Source organism: Roseibaca calidilacus, from assembly GCF_001517585.1.
GTDB classification, from domain to species: Bacteria; Pseudomonadota; Alphaproteobacteria; order Rhodobacterales; family Rhodobacteraceae; genus Roseinatronobacter; species Roseinatronobacter calidilacus.
In genome coordinates this window covers 392,311-407,449 of the sequence record NZ_FBYC01000001.1, presented here as the reverse complement: position 1 = coordinate 407,449, position 15,139 = coordinate 392,311, and the positions used below count along the sequence as shown (strand labels likewise).

General features: G+C 61.9%; 17 protein-coding genes and 3 tRNA genes. 6 read left to right on the top strand and 14 right to left on the bottom strand.

Features of this window, described 5'->3' with window-relative positions:
- Positions 1-14: 14 nt before the first annotated feature.
- Together trpD and AWT76_RS01910 are read right to left on the bottom strand one after the other, a co-directional pair.
- Positions 15-1,034, bottom strand: coding sequence for an anthranilate phosphoribosyltransferase (gene trpD / locus AWT76_RS01915; protein ID WP_072244726.1), 1,020 nt, complete (start codon positions 1,032-1,034; stop codon positions 15-17).
- Positions 1,034-1,615: an anthranilate synthase component II gene (locus tag AWT76_RS01910; RefSeq protein WP_072244466.1), complete on the bottom strand. Its 582-nt coding sequence runs from the start codon at positions 1,613-1,615 to the stop codon at positions 1,034-1,036. The genes trpD and AWT76_RS01910 overlap by 1 nt, the downstream gene beginning before the upstream one ends.
- A gap of 150 nt (positions 1,616-1,765) precedes the next feature.
- Between AWT76_RS01910 and AWT76_RS01905 the strand changes: the two genes are divergently transcribed.
- Complete coding sequence (locus tag AWT76_RS01905; RefSeq protein WP_176699307.1) at positions 1,766-3,193, top strand: divergent polysaccharide deacetylase family protein; 1,428 nt, start codon at positions 1,766-1,768, stop codon at positions 3,191-3,193.
- Positions 3,194-3,305: 112 nt separating this feature from the next.
- Positions 3,306-3,390: transfer RNA gene (locus AWT76_RS01900), tRNA-Leu, on the top strand.
- A gap of 171 nt (positions 3,391-3,561) precedes the next feature.
- Here AWT76_RS01900 and AWT76_RS01895 read toward each other — a convergent pair.
- The 7 genes from AWT76_RS01895 to AWT76_RS01870 form a co-directional block, all read right to left on the bottom strand.
- Positions 3,562-4,362, bottom strand: coding sequence for an ABC transporter permease subunit (locus AWT76_RS01895; RefSeq protein WP_072244464.1), 801 nt, complete (start codon positions 4,360-4,362; stop codon positions 3,562-3,564).
- Positions 4,359-5,201, bottom strand: coding sequence for an ABC transporter permease subunit (locus AWT76_RS01890; protein ID WP_218055466.1), 843 nt, complete (start codon positions 5,199-5,201; stop codon positions 4,359-4,361). The genes AWT76_RS01895 and AWT76_RS01890 overlap by 4 nt, the downstream gene beginning before the upstream one ends.
- Positions 5,202-5,425: 224 nt before the next feature.
- Positions 5,426-5,701: a TOBE domain-containing protein gene (locus tag AWT76_RS17220; RefSeq protein ID WP_342667149.1), complete on the bottom strand. Its 276-nt coding sequence runs from the start codon at positions 5,699-5,701 to the stop codon at positions 5,426-5,428.
- Between the two features lie 3 nt (positions 5,702-5,704).
- The gene (locus tag AWT76_RS01885; protein ID WP_342667148.1) at positions 5,705-6,571 is read right to left on the bottom strand and encodes an ABC transporter ATP-binding protein; all 867 of its coding nucleotides are present in this window, start codon (positions 6,569-6,571) and stop codon (positions 5,705-5,707) included.
- A gap of 54 nt (positions 6,572-6,625) precedes the next feature.
- Positions 6,626-7,714: a polyamine ABC transporter substrate-binding protein gene (locus tag AWT76_RS01880; RefSeq protein ID WP_082700051.1), complete on the bottom strand. Its 1,089-nt coding sequence runs from the start codon at positions 7,712-7,714 to the stop codon at positions 6,626-6,628.
- A 428-nt stretch (positions 7,715-8,142) separates the two neighbouring features.
- Positions 8,143-8,219: transfer RNA gene (locus tag AWT76_RS01875), tRNA-Ile, on the bottom strand.
- Positions 8,220-8,269: 50 nt separating this feature from the next.
- Entirely contained in the window at positions 8,270-9,151 is an 882-nt protein-coding gene (locus tag AWT76_RS01870) for an MBL fold metallo-hydrolase (protein WP_072244462.1), read from the bottom strand.
- 137 nt (positions 9,152-9,288) lie between these two features.
- On the opposite strand from AWT76_RS01870, the gene purM reads away from it, so the two are divergent.
- Complete coding sequence (gene purM, locus AWT76_RS01865) at positions 9,289-10,335, top strand: phosphoribosylformylglycinamidine cyclo-ligase (protein ID WP_072244461.1); 1,047 nt, start codon at positions 9,289-9,291, stop codon at positions 10,333-10,335.
- Positions 10,332-10,919, top strand: a complete 588-nt coding sequence (gene purN, locus AWT76_RS01860; protein ID WP_281179074.1) for a phosphoribosylglycinamide formyltransferase — start codon at positions 10,332-10,334, stop codon at positions 10,917-10,919. Before purM ends, purN begins: the two co-directional genes overlap by 4 nt.
- Here purN and AWT76_RS01855 read toward each other — a convergent pair.
- Positions 10,906-11,472, bottom strand: a complete 567-nt coding sequence (locus tag AWT76_RS01855; protein WP_072244460.1) for a DUF2799 domain-containing protein — start codon at positions 11,470-11,472, stop codon at positions 10,906-10,908. The two genes, purN and AWT76_RS01855, sit on opposite strands and share 14 nt — an antisense overlap.
- Positions 11,469-12,257 carry a 23S rRNA (guanosine(2251)-2'-O)-methyltransferase RlmB gene (gene rlmB / locus AWT76_RS01850; protein ID WP_072244721.1) on the bottom strand — a complete coding sequence of 263 codons (789 nt, stop codon included), beginning with the start codon at positions 12,255-12,257 and terminating at the stop codon, positions 11,469-11,471. The genes AWT76_RS01855 and rlmB overlap by 4 nt, the downstream gene beginning before the upstream one ends.
- Positions 12,258-12,402: 145 nt before the next feature.
- Between rlmB and AWT76_RS16810 the strand changes: the two genes are divergently transcribed.
- Positions 12,403-12,486, top strand: a tRNA-Tyr gene (locus tag AWT76_RS16810).
- Positions 12,487-12,607: 121 nt separating this feature from the next.
- Here AWT76_RS16810 and AWT76_RS01845 read toward each other — a convergent pair.
- From AWT76_RS01845 to AWT76_RS01835, 3 genes are read right to left on the bottom strand one after another with little or no spacing between them, the layout of a single operon-like run.
- Positions 12,608-13,120, bottom strand: a complete 513-nt coding sequence (locus tag AWT76_RS01845) for a MarR family winged helix-turn-helix transcriptional regulator (RefSeq protein ID WP_072244459.1) — start codon at positions 13,118-13,120, stop codon at positions 12,608-12,610.
- Positions 13,121-13,163: 43 nt separating this feature from the next.
- Positions 13,164-13,442 carry a succinate dehydrogenase assembly factor 2 gene (locus AWT76_RS01840; RefSeq protein WP_072244458.1) on the bottom strand — a complete coding sequence of 93 codons (279 nt, stop codon included), beginning with the start codon at positions 13,440-13,442 and terminating at the stop codon, positions 13,164-13,166.
- Between the two features lies 1 nt (position 13,443).
- Positions 13,444-13,845 carry a helix-turn-helix domain-containing protein gene (locus tag AWT76_RS01835; RefSeq protein WP_072244457.1) on the bottom strand — a complete coding sequence of 134 codons (402 nt, stop codon included), beginning with the start codon at positions 13,843-13,845 and terminating at the stop codon, positions 13,444-13,446.
- Positions 13,846-13,935: 90 nt separating this feature from the next.
- Here AWT76_RS01835 and AWT76_RS01830 point away from each other — a divergent pair, with 90 nt between their 5' ends.
- Positions 13,936-15,138 (top strand): pyridoxal phosphate-dependent aminotransferase, encoded by a 1,203-nt coding sequence (locus tag AWT76_RS01830; RefSeq protein ID WP_072244456.1) that lies wholly within the window; start codon positions 13,936-13,938, stop codon positions 15,136-15,138.
- The last annotated feature ends 1 nt before the right edge of the window (position 15,139 follow it).

The window sequence follows — 15,139 nt, the reverse complement described above, 5'->3', positions numbered from 1 at the left end:
CTTCGTTCCTTTGGTCAGGTTTTTGAAGGGCTGACACGGGCCAAAGCCTGTACCGCCCCCATCGCCGCACCGCTGTTGATACTGGCGCGCGCCATCTCTACCCCTTCGGGCAGGGTTGTTGCTTTTTGAGCCACCACAAGTGCTGCGGCCGTGTTCAGCAACACGGCATCACGATAGGCGGGCCGCCCGTCCCCCTCCAACAGCGCGGACAGCTCCTGTGCATTCGCCTCTGGGCTGCCGCCGATCAGGTCCTCAAACGGGTGAAGGGGCAAACCTGCATCTTGCGGGTGCACTGTAAACTCGCGCAGCGCGCCATCTTCCAGCGCCACCACCTGTGAGGGGGCCGCGATCGACAGCTCGTCCGTGCCGTCGCCGCCATGCACCAGCCATGCGCGGTCGGACCCCAATGCTTGCAATGTCTGCGCCATGGGGCGCAACAAGGCTGGGCTGAACGCGCCGGTCAACTGCCGCGTTACGCCCGCCGGATTGGTCAAGGGACCAAGGATATTGAAGATGGTGCGGGTGCCCAATTCCATCCGCACCGGGCCGACATGGCGCATTGCCGGATGATGCATGGGCGCCATCATGAAACCGATCCCGGCCTCTGCCAGCCCGCGTTCAACCACCTCTGGCCCGACCATGACGTCAATACCCAAGGCACCCAGCGCATCTGCCGCGCCGGACTTGGACGACAGATTGCGATTGCCATGTTTCGCCACCGGCACGCCTGCGCCTGCCACGACAAAGGCCGTCGCGGTCGAGATGTTCAGCGTGCCCTTGCCATCGCCGCCGGTGCCGACAATATCCATCGCGCCTGCGGGCGCGCGGACGGCCACGCATTTGGCGCGCATCACGCTGGCGGCGGCGGCGTATTCATCGACGACCTCTCCACGGGTGCGCAGCGCCATCAGGAAACCGCCCATCTGCGCGGGCGTGGCCTGCCCTTCAAACAGCAGGTTGAATGCGGTTTCTGCCTGCGCGCGGGTCAGCGGCCCCTCGGCGGCCAAGGCGATCAGTGGTTTAAGATCCGCCATCATGCCGTCACCTGCGCCCGGCCCAGAAAATTGCGCAGCATGGCGTGACCATGTTCCGAGCGAATGCTTTCAGGGTGGAACTGCACGCCTTCTATAGGCAATTCCAGGTGCCGCAGCCCCATGATTAGGCCATCCTCCAGCCAGCTTGTGATTTCCAGACACGCGGGCAGGCTGTCACGCTCGACCACCAATGAATGATAGCGCGTGGCCATCAGCGGCGAGGGCAGACCGGCAAACACGCCCTGCCCGGCATGATGCATCGCGCCCAGTTTGCCATGCACGATGTCGGGCGCGCGCACCACCTTGCCGCCAAAGGCCTGCCCGATGGTCTGATGCCCAAGGCAGACCCCCAGCAGCGGAATGCGCGCTTCCGCCGCAGCCAGCGTCAGCGGCAGGCAAATGCCCGCTTGGTCCGGGTCGCACGGACCGGGGGACAGCACGATCGCCGACGGGTTCAGCGCCATCGCCGCTTGCACATCCAGCGCATCGTTTCGGTGAACGGTGACATCGGCCCCCAACTCTCCGAAATAATGGACCAGATTATAGGTGAAGCTGTCGTAATTATCTATCAGCAGCAGCATGGGCGCGCCTTTCCGGGGCGAATGGGCAAATCGTGCCCCTACATGCCCCTGCCGAAGCGCCAAGGTCAAGCATGCCTACGCCAATGCATTGCAAGGCGCGGGTGATTATGGGAAACACCAAATAGTGTAATGGTCGGGGGCGCAGGTGGCATGATACGGCTAAATGGTCTGACAGGGGGGCTTTTGGGCAGCGCAGTGGTCGCGCTTGGCTTTGTCGGGAGCGTTGTTGTCGCGCCGCCAGTCTCTCGGGACATATCCGGCATCCCGGCATCGTCCAGCCCGGAAGCCCTGCCAGCAGATCCTGCACCCCAAACCGCACCGCCCCCGGACGCGCCTGCACCCGAACCGGAACCCACGGAGGTTGAGACCACCGAACAGGCTGACGCGCCGGAACCGGAAGCTGACGCGCCTGTGCCAGAACCGGAATTTGCCATGGACCCGGCACCAAGTACTGCGCCGCTCGCGTTGCCGGACCCGGTTCAAGACCCCGTGCCAGAGATGCCAGAGCAAGCGCCAACGGTGGACCCTGCGCCTGCGGACCTGCCCGCAGAGTTGATGATGCCGCAGGACACGACGCCCCCAAGCCCATCCCCTGCCCCCCAGATGGCTGACACGGAAGCGCCCGCATCCGACAACGCAGCGGCGCTGACTGACACATCGCCCCCCTCAATGCCGGACCCTGACCTTCGTGCGGCAACGCGCGGCTTGCCAGACGCGCCCGTCCCGCCGCGCGATCAGCCTTTGCCGCCCCCGCCCAGCGCCCCGGACGCGGCACAGGCCGCCCCAGAAGACAGCGCAGCAGACCTACCCGGCCTGCCCGGCACCCGCATTACCGGCATGCCCGGACAGCCAGCCGCAGAGCCTGCACCAGATCCCCAACCCGAAGACCCGCCAGCCCCCGCGACCGCGCTGGAACGCAACAGCAGTTTCAGCGGCACTTTCGACGACGGGCCGCTGATGGCCGTGGTGCTGAACGATCCGGGTTTGCCAACCCCGCTGCGCCGGGCCCTTGCGGCGCTGGAACTGCCCGTCACGATCGCCCTGAACCCGATGGACCCCAGCGCAGCGGAAGCCGCAGATCTGTATCGCGAGGCCGGAAAAGAGGTGTTGATCCTTGCAAATGGCCTGCCCGATGGCGCGCAAGCTACAGATCTGGACATCACCTTCGGCGCATGGTTCGACAGCCTGCCGCAAGCGGTGGGCGTGCTGGACCTGCCGCGCGGCGGGTTTTCACGCAACACCAACCTGACGGACCAAGTGCTGCCGCTGGTCGCGCGCGATGGGCATGGGTTAGTCAGCTTTGCCGGTGGGTTGTCGCGCGTGGACAGCGCCGCCGACCGCGAAGGCGTGCCCCATGCGCAGGTGTTCCGGGTGCTTGATGACGAGGATCAAAGCCCCTTCACGATTCGCCGCTACCTTGACCGGGCGGTGTTTCAGGCCAGCCAGATCGGAGAAGTCATCGTCTTCGGCGACGCGGCCAACGACGCCACGATGGAAGCGCTGGAAATGTGGCGCAGCGATGGACGCGCTGATCAGGTCGCAGTGGTGCCGATATCGGCGATATTGCTGACCCGGTAGGACCGGGGCAGACGGTGTGCAACGCGGAACCATAAGCCCATTTCACGGCCGCAGATACCGCAAGCCAAAAACCGCTTGCGTTTGTCCGGTCATTGCCTAGGAAAGGGCGCGTGCGGGCGTGGTGGAATGGTAGACACAAGCGACTTAAAATCGCTCGAGCCTGGCTCGTGCGGGTTCAAGTCCCGCCGCCCGCACCACCGATAATCCGAACATGTAACGGTGGCAGGCCCGAAGGGGCTTCGAGACTGCATATTACCCCAAATTATCAATGTCTTATGTGATGTTCTCGCGCGCAATGTGGCAGCAATTCTGCCACGAAAGCTGTCTTAAGATCTCTACGCAGTAGCGGTTCGCGCCAAGCGCGCGGGTTATCCGCGCCGCGCTTGACGATAAAGCACCCAACCCGCGATGCTGACCGCGATGGCGACAACCAGAATAATCAATGTCGCCAACGCGTTCACATCTGGGCTGACGCCCAACCGGACCTTGGAAAAGATCACCATCGGCAAGGTCGACGCCCCCGGCCCCGACACGAAAGACGCGATGACCAGATCATCCAGCGACAATGTGAAGGCCAAAAGCCAGCCCGACACCAGTGCAGGCGCGATCACTGGAATGGTAATGTCGAAGAACACCCGCAAGGGGCCTGCGCCCAGATCGCGCGCGGCTTCTTCCAAGCTGTCATCCATGTCGCGCAGGCGCGATTGCGCGATCACGGCCACATAGGCTGCGCAAAAGGTCGAATGCGCGATCACGACCGTGACCATGCCGCGCTCTGACGGCCAGCCCAGCGCCAGCTCCATCGACACGAACAGCAAAAGCAAAGACAGGCCGATCAGCACTTCGGGCATGACCAGCGGGGCTGTCACCATCCCCGTCATCAGCAAGCGGCCCCGGAAGCGGCCAAAGCGGGTCAGCACGAAGGCGGCTAAAGTTCCGATCACGGTGGCGATGGTCGCGGACAACAGGCCCACTTTCAGGCTGATCCACGCCGCGCCCAAAATTTGCGCGTCATTCAGCAATTCGCCATACCAACGAGTCGAAAACCCACCCCAGACCGTGACCAACTGACTGTCGTTGAAGGAATAGATAATCAACGACAGGATCGGGATGTAAAGAAACGCAAACCCCAAAAACGACGCCACGGGCAGGAACCACGATCCTCTCATGGCGCGCTCTCCTGCCGGGTTTGCACAGATTGCAGCCACATGATGGGCACAACGACCAGAAACAGCATGACAATCGCCACCGCAGAGGCCACGGGCCAATCGCGCGCCGAGAAGAACTCATCCCACAAGACGCGGCCAATCATCAGCGTATCGGGGCCGCCCAGCAGCGCGGGGATGACAAATTCGCCGATGGCCGGAATAAAGACCAGCATTGAACCCGCGATGATGCCGGGCAGCGACAAGGGCAGCGTCACGGTGAAGAAGGTTGTGATACGCGATGCACCAAGGTCAGATGCGGCTTCCAAAAGCGCGCCGTCCAGTTTCACAAGGTTTGCATAGAGCGGCAGGATCATGAAGGGCAAATAGGTATAGACGATGCCCAGATAGACCGCGAAATCGGTCTGAAGCATGACCAGAGGTTGGTCGATGATCCCCGTCCATAACAGGAAGCCGTTGATCACCCCATCGCGCCGCAACAGTCCGATCCACGCATAAACGCGCAGCAGGAAGGACGTCCAGAACGGCAGAATGACCAGCAAAAGCAGGATCGAACGGCGCGGTTCTGGCGAGCGGGCGATGAAATAGGCCAGCGGGTAGCCGATCAGCAGCGCCAGAAGGGTCGAGATCGCAGCGATGCGGATGGACGAGAAATAGGCGCTGGCATAAAGCGGGTCTTCGGTAAGGAATTGGTAATTGCCGAAGCTGCCCGCGTAGTCCCAGCCATCCGCGCCTTGCAGGAACAGCGGCGAATAAGGCGGGCGGGCGATCATGGCTTCCGACAAGCTGATCCGCCCCAGAACAAGGAAGGGCACAAAGAAGAAGACCAACAGCCACAGCATGGGAATGGCAATGACCAGCCAGCGGTCGCTTACGCCCGCCGCGCGGCCCAAGCCGAAGGCCACAAGCACCGCGGCGACCAGCCCGCCCAGCAGAAGCGCCGCGTTTTGCGGCAATAGCGCAGCGCCCGCTGCGGCCAAAAGGATCAGCAATCCGAAAGTGATTTTCAGAGGCAAGGGCAACGCAAAGCGCCCTGCCCCCACGGCGCCGTCCAGCGCACCGTTGCTCATTGGGTCAGCACCCGCACGACAGAGGACGGAAAGGTGATCGAGATTTCCTCGTCCCATGTGATCGGGTCTTCGTCGCGCAGGCGGTTCGACTGCGTGGCGGACACAACGCGGCCATTGCCTAATTTCAGGCGGTAGCTGCTGATATGCCCGCCATATCCCACATCGCGCACCATGGCGCGGGTGGTATTCACTGTGCCCTCAGCGGGCGCTATGCGCGACAGTGTGAAGCGCTCGGGGCGAATGGCCAGCGTCACGGCCTGCCCAACGTTCATCCCCTATGGCGGGGTGATGATGACGCGGCCCAGATCAGCCGTTTCAACCGCGGCCTGCGTGCCCTCTATCGACGCGATCTGGCCCTCGAACAGGTTCACAGAGCCGATAAAATCGGCCACGAAGCGGCTGTTTGGGGTTTCATATATCTGGCGCGGTTCGCCGATCTGGCGGATTTCCCCTTCGGTCATAACGCCGATACGGGTGGCGAGCGTCATCGCCTCTTCTTGGTCATGGGTCACGACAATGAAGGTCACGCCCAAGGTTTCTTGAATGCGGATCAACTCGAACTGGGTTTCCTCGCGCAGTTTCTTGTCCAAGGCACCCAAAGGTTCATCCAGCAGCAGCACCTTGGGTTGCTTGACCAGCGCCCGCGCCAAGGCCACGCGCTGGCGTTGGCCGCCCGATAGCTGATGCGGCTTGCGCCTGGCATAGGGTTCCAGTTTCACCAATTTCAGCATTTGTGCCACGCGGTCCATGGCCTCAGACTTGGATTTGCCTTCGCGCAGCAACCCATAGGCCACGTTCTTCTCCACGGTCATGTGGGGAAACAACGCATAGGACTGGAACATCATATTGGTGGGGCGACGGTCGGCGGGGACATTGGCCATATCCTTGCCGTCGATCAGGATCTTGCCCTCGGTCGGGGTTTCAAACCCTGCCAACATCCGCAACAGCGTTGTCTTGCCGCAGCCAGACCCGCCCAGAAGGCAGAACACCTCGCCCCGGTAAATATCAAGCGTCACGTCGTTGACGGCGGTGAAAGGGCCGAAGCGCTTCGACACACCCTTGACCGAAATAAACGGCGTCGCATCGGGGTTCGTCCATGGGCGCGCGTCGGCGGCCAGAGCGGGCTGGACTGAACTGGACATGATGAGCCTTTCGGAATTGGCCCCGCCCGGGCTGCCGGGCGGGGCTATCAGCGTTTATTGACCGGTGCGAACCGTGGTCCACAGACGGGTCATAGTCCGGTCGGTGCGCGAATCGGCTGTGACCGAGGTAAACAGCTTCGCCATCACGTCTTCGGTGGGGAAGATGGCCGGATCAGAGGTGATTTCCTCGTCCACCATCGGCCAAGATGGGCGGTTCGCGTTCGCATACCAAACGTAGTTGGTGATCTCGGCAATCACGTCGGGTTCCATCAAGTAATTGATGAAGCGATGCGCGTTTTCCACGTTCCGCGCATCTGATGGAACAACCAACATGTCAAACCAGACCTGCGCCCCCTCTTGCGGGATGGCATACCACACATTCACGCCCTGCCCGGCTTCCTCGGCGCGCGCGGCAGCTTGGAACACGTCACCCGAAAAGCCCACGGCGACACAGGTTTCGCCATTGGCCAAGTCAGAGATATACTGCGACGAATGGAAATAGCGCACATGTTCGCGCACAGAGGACAAAAGCTCTGCCGCCGCTTCCAGATCAGCCGTTTCGCGCGACTCCGGGTTCAGGCCCAGATAGGCCAGCGCGGGCGGCAGCATTTCATCGGCAGAATCGAGGAAGCTGATGCCGCAATCGGCGACTTTGGCCGCGGTCTCGGGGTTGAACACCAGATCCCAGCTATTGACCTCGTAATCCGCGCCCAGACGCTCTGCGATGGCGTCGATATTGTAGCCGATCCCCGTCGTGCCCCACATGTAAATCGTGGAATGCTCGTTATTCGGATCAAACCGGGCAGAGCGCTCCATCAGCGCCGGGTCCATGTTCGTCATGTTCGGCAGCAGATCTTTGTTCAGCGGCTGGTGCACACCGGCTGCGATCTGCCGCGCCATGAAATTCCCCGTGGGCACAACAATGTCAAACCCGCTCGACCCTGCCAGCAAACGGGCTTCCAGCGTTTCGTTGCTGTCATACACGTCGATGGACACATCGATCCCGGTTTCGGCTTCGAACCGTTCGATGGCTGCATCGGTGATGTAATCCGACCAGATGAACAGACGCAGTTCACCTTCGGCAAAAGCAGGCGACGCGGCGCCAAGCGCCGCAACGGATAGAGCAAATCTCAATTTGGTCACGCGAGTTTTCTCCCTGATATATCAGAGCCCCGTCCAGAGGCATGGGACCGGTCTGCGCCTGCCCTCACGGCACAAGAATGGCGCGCGCTGCGTAAAACGTCTATAGGCTTTGCAGTTTATGATATGCGAACGCCCCTAATTCTGCGCACAGATCAGGCAAGATCAGCGCGCCCGCCCTCTTGACGTGCAGCGCACCCTATCGCGCTGCCCGCCCGAAGCACCGTCAGAGGCGTTTCACGCATAAGCTTGCATCGCGGCACATCAAGCACGCATGCCCGCGCTCTGGCATCGCCACAGCGGCGCAATAGCGTCCGTTCTGCTTTTTGCAGATATCGATGCGACCTCGCCATGTCTTGACCTGATTCTGGCACAAGGCATGGCGCGACCCTTTGCAAAGGAATATCTTGTTTGGAAACAAGCGCATGGCGTGGTAGGCCCGGAGGGACTCGAACCCCCAACCAAAGCGTTATGAGCGCTCTGCTCTAACCAATTGAGCTACAGGCCCGCCATGCCGTCTGCTACGCAGAATGCGTCTACGCGTCAAGCAGCTAGATATTAGCGCGGATCGAACCGGCCAATGGGTTTTTTCAGGTAGCTGCGGCCATCCGCCTCTGGGTCTGGCAAGCGCCCGCCACGAATATTGACCTGAAGCGCCTCTAGCATCCGCGCGGGCAGTTTCAGGGTCTGGTCACGGGCATCGCGCGTTTGGATGAAGGTTTCTTTGCTGATCCCGTCTTTCACATGTTTGTTGCTGGCGCGGTGCTCTGCCACCGTTGCCATGTAGCGCGGCGCAGCATCCGCAGCGGGGTAGTCATGCCCGATAAACAGGCGTGTTTGCGGCGGCAGGTCCAGAATCGCGCAGATGGAATTCCACAGGTCTTCGGTGCTGCCGCCGGGAAAATCGGCACGGCTGGTGCCAGAGTCTGGCATCATCAGCGTGTCATGCACGAAAGCCGCGTCGCCCGCGACATAGCTGACCGACGCCAGCGTATGACCGGGCGAGAACATGATCTTCACCGGGATCGTGCCCACCATGAATTCTTCGCCTTCGGCAAACAACCGGTCCCACTGGCGGCCATCAGTCGGCAGGTCCGGCAGATGATAGATCTTTGACCAAAGCTTCTGCACGCCGGTGACCTTTTCGCCAATGCCATGCGGCGCGCCCAGCTTTTCCTTCAAATACGGCCCTGCGCTGAAATGATCGGCATGGGGGTGGGTGTCAAGAACCCAATCGACCGTCAGGCCTTGCTCGGCAATATAGGCCAGAATCTCATCCGCGCTTTCGGTGCTGACCGCGCCTGCTTCGGGAAAGTAGTTCCAGACCGGGTCCACGATTGCGGCGCGCAGGGTCGCCGGGTCATGAAAGACATATTGTAGGCTGCCCGTCGGGCGGTCGAAAAAGGCGCGCACGATGGGTGATTTCAATTCGGATGGCATGGGTGATCCCTTTCATATTCTATTATCGCAATGTGATGTAATGTTCTAAGCCTAAGCTTCAACCCCGGCAATGTTGCCCTGCCCGCAAATTCAGGGTATCGCGCGCCATGGCATGGCTAGGCAGGAGCGCGCGCATCATGGCAGAAGGCAAAAACGGGCTAAGCTACGCAGCCGCCGGGGTCGATATCGACGCGGGCAATGCGCTGGTAGACGCGATCAAACCCGCTGCAAAGGCCACCACGCGCCCCGGTGTCATGGCCGGGCTTGGCGGCTTTGGCGCGCTGTTCGACCTGAAAGCGGCGGGCTATACCGACCCCATCCTTGTGGCCGCGACCGACGGGGTCGGCACCAAGCTGCGCATCGCCATCGATACCGGGCATCTGGATACGATCGGCATTGACCTTGTCGCCATGTGCGTGAACGACCTTGTCTGCCAAGGCGCGGAACCCCTGCTGTTTCTGGACTATTTCGCCACTGGAAAGCTGGATGTGCCCGCCGCCACCCGCATCATCAACGGCATTGCCGAAGGCTGCCGCCTGTCGGGCTGCGCGCTGATCGGGGGCGAAACCGCCGAAATGCCGGGCATGTATGCGGCAGAAGATTTCGACTTGGCCGGCTTTGCCGTGGGGGCCATGGAACGCGGCACCGCCCTGCCCGCCAATGTGGCCGCAGGCGATGTGCTGCTGGGGCTGGAATCGGACGGGGTGCATTCGAACGGCTACAGCCTTGTGCGCAAGGTGGTCGAACATGCGGGGTTGGCTTGGGACGTGCCCGCGCCCTTTGACGACGGCACGCTTGGCGCGGCGCTGCTGGCCCCGACGCGGCTGTATGTAAAACCCGCGCTGGCCGCGATTCGTGCGGGTGGCGTGCATGGGCTGGCGCATATCACCGGCGGCGGGCTGACCGAGAACCTGCCGCGCATTTTGCCCGATGACCTTGGCGCGGATATCGACCTTGGCGCATGGTCACTGCCCCCGGTCTTTGGCTGGCTGGCGCAGCAAGGCGGCATCGCACAAGCTGAAATGCTGAAAACCTTCAATGCGGGCATTGGCATGGTGCTGATCGTGGCCCCCGAACAAGCAGAGGCCTTGACCGCCCTGCTGACCGACGCGGGCGAACGTGTCTGCCGCCTTGGCCATGTGACCCAAGGCGCGGGCATCCGCTACAGTGGAACGCTGGCGTGAAGGTTGCCATCCTGATCTCTGGATCGGGTTCGAACATGGTGGCGCTGGCGCAGTCCATGACCGGCGACCACCCGGCGCGGCCATGTCTTGTGTTGTCGAATGACCCGGATGCGGGTGGCTTGGCCAAGGCGCGGGCTATGGGCATTCCCACCGCCGCCGTGGACCACCGCCCCTTCAAGGGCGACCGCGCGGCGTTCGAGGCCGCGCTGCTTGAACCGCTACAGGCGGCACAGCCCGACCTAGTCGCACTGGCGGGCTTCATGCGCGTGCTGACCGCCGATTTCGTGCGCGGCCTTGAAGGGCGGATGCTGAACATCCACCCATCGCTTTTGCCGAAATACAAAGGGCTGAACACCCATGCCCGCGCCATCGCCGCAGGCGATACCGAGGCCGGATGCACGGTGCATAAAGTAACCGCCGCGCTTGATGATGGGCCAATCCTTGGCCAAGCGCGGGTGCCGGTCTTGCCGGACGACACCCCAGAGCAGTTGGCCGCGCGCGTCCTGCCTATGGAACACCAGCTTTACCCGCTGGTGCTGCGTCGGCTTGCGATGGGCGACCGTAGGCCTGTCAGCCTGCCCTGAACTCTGCGACCGCGCGGCGGGTGCGTGCCGCCTGCGCACGGACAAAGCCCAGTTCCAGTTGCAGGCGCAAAAGCTCGGCTTGGTTGTTTTGCAGATCTGCCTGCAAGCCGGAATCCTCTGCCGTAATTAGGCCGACTATCTCGGCATTGCGCGCGCGCAAGCTGGCAATCTTGGATTGCACGCGGCGCACATCCTCGCGGGCTTTGTAATCGTCTTGGCCGATCTGGAAGCCGCGCAGAAAGGCCGCCTCTGACGCCGCGGGGCACACATTGCGATAGCCGCGCCCGTCTAGCCCCTCTTCCAGACCGCCAAGCGGCGTGCAATAGCTTTGCAACCCGCGCGCATAGCCCGCTTGCCATGCGGCCCTTGCAGGGTTCACGCCGGTATCGGCGCAAGCTTTCACATGCCGGGCGAATTGCGTTTCAGCCACAAGGCCAGCGGCCCCATCGCGCTGACCGATGCCGCCCCAATCGCCCGCCAGGCATTCCTCTTCGCTGAGCGATGCGCAGCCCGCAAGCAAGGCAAGCCATGCAACCAAGGCAAGAAATTTCATGACCCGCCTCCACCACCATGGCGCACGGCGTAAAGCGACACCGCCGCCGCGTTTGACACGTTCAGCGATCCGAACGCCCCCGCCGCCGGAATGCGCGCGATCATGTCACAGGTTGCGCGGGTCTTGTCGCGCAGGCCCGGACCTTCGGCCCCCAGCACCAGCCCGACCGGGCCGGGCGGCAGGCTTGCCAGCGCGGCACCCAGATCTTGGTCGCCCTCGCCATCCAGCCCGATCAGGATATAGCCCATCTGCTGAAGTGCGACCATTTCCTCTGCCAGATTGCGCACGCGCAGATAGGGCTGGCGTTCCAACGCACCACTGGCGGTTTTGGCCAGCGCCCCGGTTTCCGGGGCCGCGTGGCGCTGGGTGGCAATCACGGCACGCGCCCCGAACACCTCGGCGGAGCGCAGGATCGCCCCCACGTTATGCGGGTCGCTGACATGGTCAAGCAAGACAACAAGGTCGCGCCCTTCAGGGCGGCACATCTCTGGCACGCGGCCCCAATCCAGCGGTTGCACTTCCAATGCGGCACCCTGATGCACGGCGCCGGGGTCTAGCGGCGCAGGAAATTTGCGCGGATCAACGATCTGCGCCTCTATGCCAGATTGCGCTACCGCATCTGCCAGCTTGCTTTCGGCATTGCGCGTCAGAAACAGGGTCAGCTTCTTGCGCCTTGGGTTCATCAGGGCATCGCGCACTGCATGAAGGCCAAACAACCACACGGTTTCCTGACGCCCCTCGCGGCGCGCCTTTTCTTTTTCGATGACCCAGCTTGGCTTTTTCACGCGCACCCCATCCAGCAACTTGGCCGACAGCTTTGCGCAAGCGGTTGCCGCAGTACAAGGCCAAACAGACGGTGATGGAGTTTTCGATTTAGCGCCATTTCCGCCCTTGACGCCTTTCTGCACCTCGCGTAATCCACCGCGCAGAGGGCGACGAGCTGCAAGGTGCGGCAGCGGACTGTAACTCCGCCGGGGAGACCCACGCCTGGTTCGATTCCAGGGTCGCCCACCATTCCCCGACTGTATAGACCGGCAGATATGTCAGGGCGCGTTGCGCCCGGTTTCGGTCGCAAGCCCCCTGTTATCCTTGGATATGCTGCGCAGGATCGCGGCCCGGTCCTGCGCTGCGCGGGCTAGTAGATATAGCGTATCTGATCACCCCAGAAGCGTTCCAGACGCCGCAAGGCGCGCACGGTTTCATCCAGTGTCGCGAATGCAATGATGCCGCCATCGTCCAACTGTTCGGCCTGCCGGGCGAACAGATCTGCCACGCGGCTGCGGATGGCCTGCCCTTTCGGTGTCAGCCGCACACGGACCGAGCGGCGGTCGATCGCGCAGCGCTGGTGGTGCATATACCCCAGTTCAACCAGTTTCTTCAGGTTGTAGGACACGTTCGACCCTTGGTAATAGCCGCGCGATTTCAGTTCACTCGCCGTCACTTCGTGATCGCCGATGTTGAACAGCAACAACGCCTGAACCGGGTTGATATTGACGATACCGAGCCGCTCGAATTCGTCCTTAATGACATCCAGCAACAGCCGATGCATCCGTTCCAGCAACGCGACACTGTCAAGATATCGCGCCAAAGTCTGCCTGCGCACAGGGGCGCCCACGTCTTGTTGAAAGCTCACGCGATGCTCCGTCATATACTTCTGACGCCAAACATCGCGGAAACTTCCGAACAAAAAGTTAAGCGCCGTATCGCAACCGGTTTTCGACCACGCTGCGAATGGTCTGGAGCATGGGCGCGTGTTGGGCCGGGGCCTCTAGGGCGCCGGTAACCCACAGGTACAGTTCTTGGTCGTTCTCATCCAGAAGGCGTTCGTAGGCGTCCAGTTCATCCGCATCCAGCCGGGCCAGATCGGTATCCGCGAACGGCCCAAGGATAAGGTCCATTTCCTTCATCCCGCGCCGCCATGAGCGCATTTTCAGCCGCTTCAGGCGTGCTTCTTCCGGCGAAATCTGCATGTTAGATCGTTTCCTTTACAATCTGGCGCAACCGTTTTTCCATGCGCCCAAGCTCGTTCGACACACGGGTCAGATCCGCCCGCAACCCGCGCATGTCGTTCAAGATCGTCTGTGCGTCTTCGGCCAAGTTTTCTTGCGTGGCAGGTTCTGCCACCCCGTCGCCATCGCCGGTCAACAACCACCGCAAAGAGACATTCAGCAACCCCGCTGTCATTTGCAGCTTGTTGGCGCGCGGTTCTGATGTGTCATTTTCCCAACCCTGCACGGTGCGCAGTTTCACGCCCAGCCGCTTGGCGAATTGCGCCTGTGTCAGGCCCTGCGCTTCGCGTGCCGCGGTCAGCCGGTCGCCAAATGTGGCATGATCGCCCGAATACCAATCCCGCAGTTCTGAGTTTTCGGTCATATCGCTTCCTTCCGGATTTGATTGTGCTTGAACGGCCATTGGCCGCAACCTATGACATGGACGCCCAAGACACAAACCGGAGATTCCGTTATGGCTTTCTTGTCCGATACCCTGTCCCGCGTCAAACCGTCGCCGACCATTGCCGTCACGACCAAGGCCGCGGAGCTGAAGGCCGAGGGCCGCGATGTGATCGGGCTTGGCGCCGGAGAACCCGATTTTGACACGCCCCAGAATATTAAGGACGCAGCAAAAGCGGCCATTGATGCGGGGAAAACGAAATATACCGCCGTTGATGGTTTGCCAGAGCTGAAAGCCGCGATCTGCGCCAAGTTCAAGCGCGACAACGGGCTGGACTACACGCCTGCGCAAGTGACCGTCGGCACTGGCGGCAAGCAGGTGCTGTATAACGCGCTGGTCGCCACGCTGAACGCGGGCGACGAGGTGGTGATCCCCGCGCCTTATTGGGTCAGCTACCCCGACATGGTGCTGCTGGCGGGCGGAGAGCCGGTGATTGCAGAGGCCACCGCCGACACCGCCTACAAACTGACCCCCGACGCATTAGAAGCCGCGATCACGCCCAAGACCAAGTGGCTGATCTTCAACTCGCCCTCCAACCCCACAGGCGCGGGCTATACATGGGACGAGTTGAAAGCCCTGACCGACGTGCTGCTGCGCCACCCCCATGTCTGGATCATGTCGGATGACATGTATGAACACCTTGTTTACGACGATTTCAAATTCTGCACCCCTGCGCAGGTCGAACCCGCACTTTATGACCGTACGCTGACGGTGAACGGCGTGTCCAAAGCCTATGCCATGACCGGCTGGCGCATTGGCTACGCGGCTGGCCCCAAGGATGTGATCGGCGCGATGCGCAAGATCCAGTCGCAAAGCACGTCGAACCCCTGTTCCATCAGCCAATGGGCGGCGGTCGAGGCGCTGAATGGCCCGCAAGACTACATTGCCGAGAACAACTTGACCTTCCAGCGCCGCCGCGATCTGGTGGTCGACATGCTGAACGCCGCGGAAGGCGTGACCTGCCCGGTGCCCGAAGGTGCGTTCTATGTCTATCCGTCGATCGCGGGTTGCATTGGCAAAACCTCTGCCGGGGGCGCGCTGATCGAGAATGACGAAGCTTTCGCGACCGCCCTGCTGGAAGAAAAGGGCGTGGCCGTGGTGTTCGGCGCAGCCTTCGGCACGTCGCCTGCGTTCCGCGTCAGCTATGCCACGTCGGATGATGCGCTGCGCGAAGCCTGCACCCGCATTCAGGATTTCTGCGCGGGGCTGACATAAC

Bases quoted from the DNA above. Each gene is read 5' to 3' on its own strand.
- AWT76_RS01845 (WP_072244459.1), bottom strand. From the start codon at position 13,120: ATGACGGAGCATCGCGTGAGCTTTCAACAAGACGTGGGCGCCCCTGTG.
- AWT76_RS17220 (WP_342667149.1), bottom strand. From the start codon at position 5,701: ATGAACGTTGGGCAGGCCGTGACGCTGGCCATTCGCCCCGAGCGCTTC.
- AWT76_RS01835 (WP_072244457.1), bottom strand. From the start codon at position 13,845: ATGACCGAAAACTCAGAACTGCGGGATTGGTATTCGGGCGATCATGCC.
- AWT76_RS01870 (WP_072244462.1), bottom strand. From the start codon at position 9,151: ATGCCATCCGAATTGAAATCACCCATCGTGCGCGCCTTTTTCGACCGC.
- AWT76_RS01855 (WP_072244460.1), bottom strand. From the start codon at position 11,472: ATGAAATTTCTTGCCTTGGTTGCATGGCTTGCCTTGCTTGCGGGCTGC.
- AWT76_RS01840 (WP_072244458.1), bottom strand. From the start codon at position 13,442: ATGCAGATTTCGCCGGAAGAAGCACGCCTGAAGCGGCTGAAAATGCGC.
- AWT76_RS01885 (WP_342667148.1), bottom strand. From the start codon at position 6,571: ATGTCCAGTTCAGTCCAGCCCGCTCTGGCCGCCGACGCGCGCCCATGG.
- AWT76_RS01895 (WP_072244464.1), bottom strand. From the start codon at position 4,362: ATGAGAGGATCGTGGTTCCTGCCCGTGGCGTCGTTTTTGGGGTTTGCG.
- purM (WP_072244461.1), top strand. From the start codon at position 9,289: ATGGCAGAAGGCAAAAACGGGCTAAGCTACGCAGCCGCCGGGGTCGAT.
- AWT76_RS01905 (WP_176699307.1), top strand. From the start codon at position 1,766: ATGATACGGCTAAATGGTCTGACAGGGGGGCTTTTGGGCAGCGCAGTG.
- trpD (WP_072244726.1), bottom strand. From the start codon at position 1,034: ATGGCGGATCTTAAACCACTGATCGCCTTGGCCGCCGAGGGGCCGCTG.
- AWT76_RS01910 (WP_072244466.1), bottom strand. From the start codon at position 1,615: ATGCTGCTGCTGATAGATAATTACGACAGCTTCACCTATAATCTGGTC.
- AWT76_RS01830 (WP_072244456.1), top strand. From the start codon at position 13,936: ATGGCTTTCTTGTCCGATACCCTGTCCCGCGTCAAACCGTCGCCGACC.
- AWT76_RS01890 (WP_218055466.1), bottom strand. From the start codon at position 5,201: ATGCTGTGGCTGTTGGTCTTCTTCTTTGTGCCCTTCCTTGTTCTGGGG.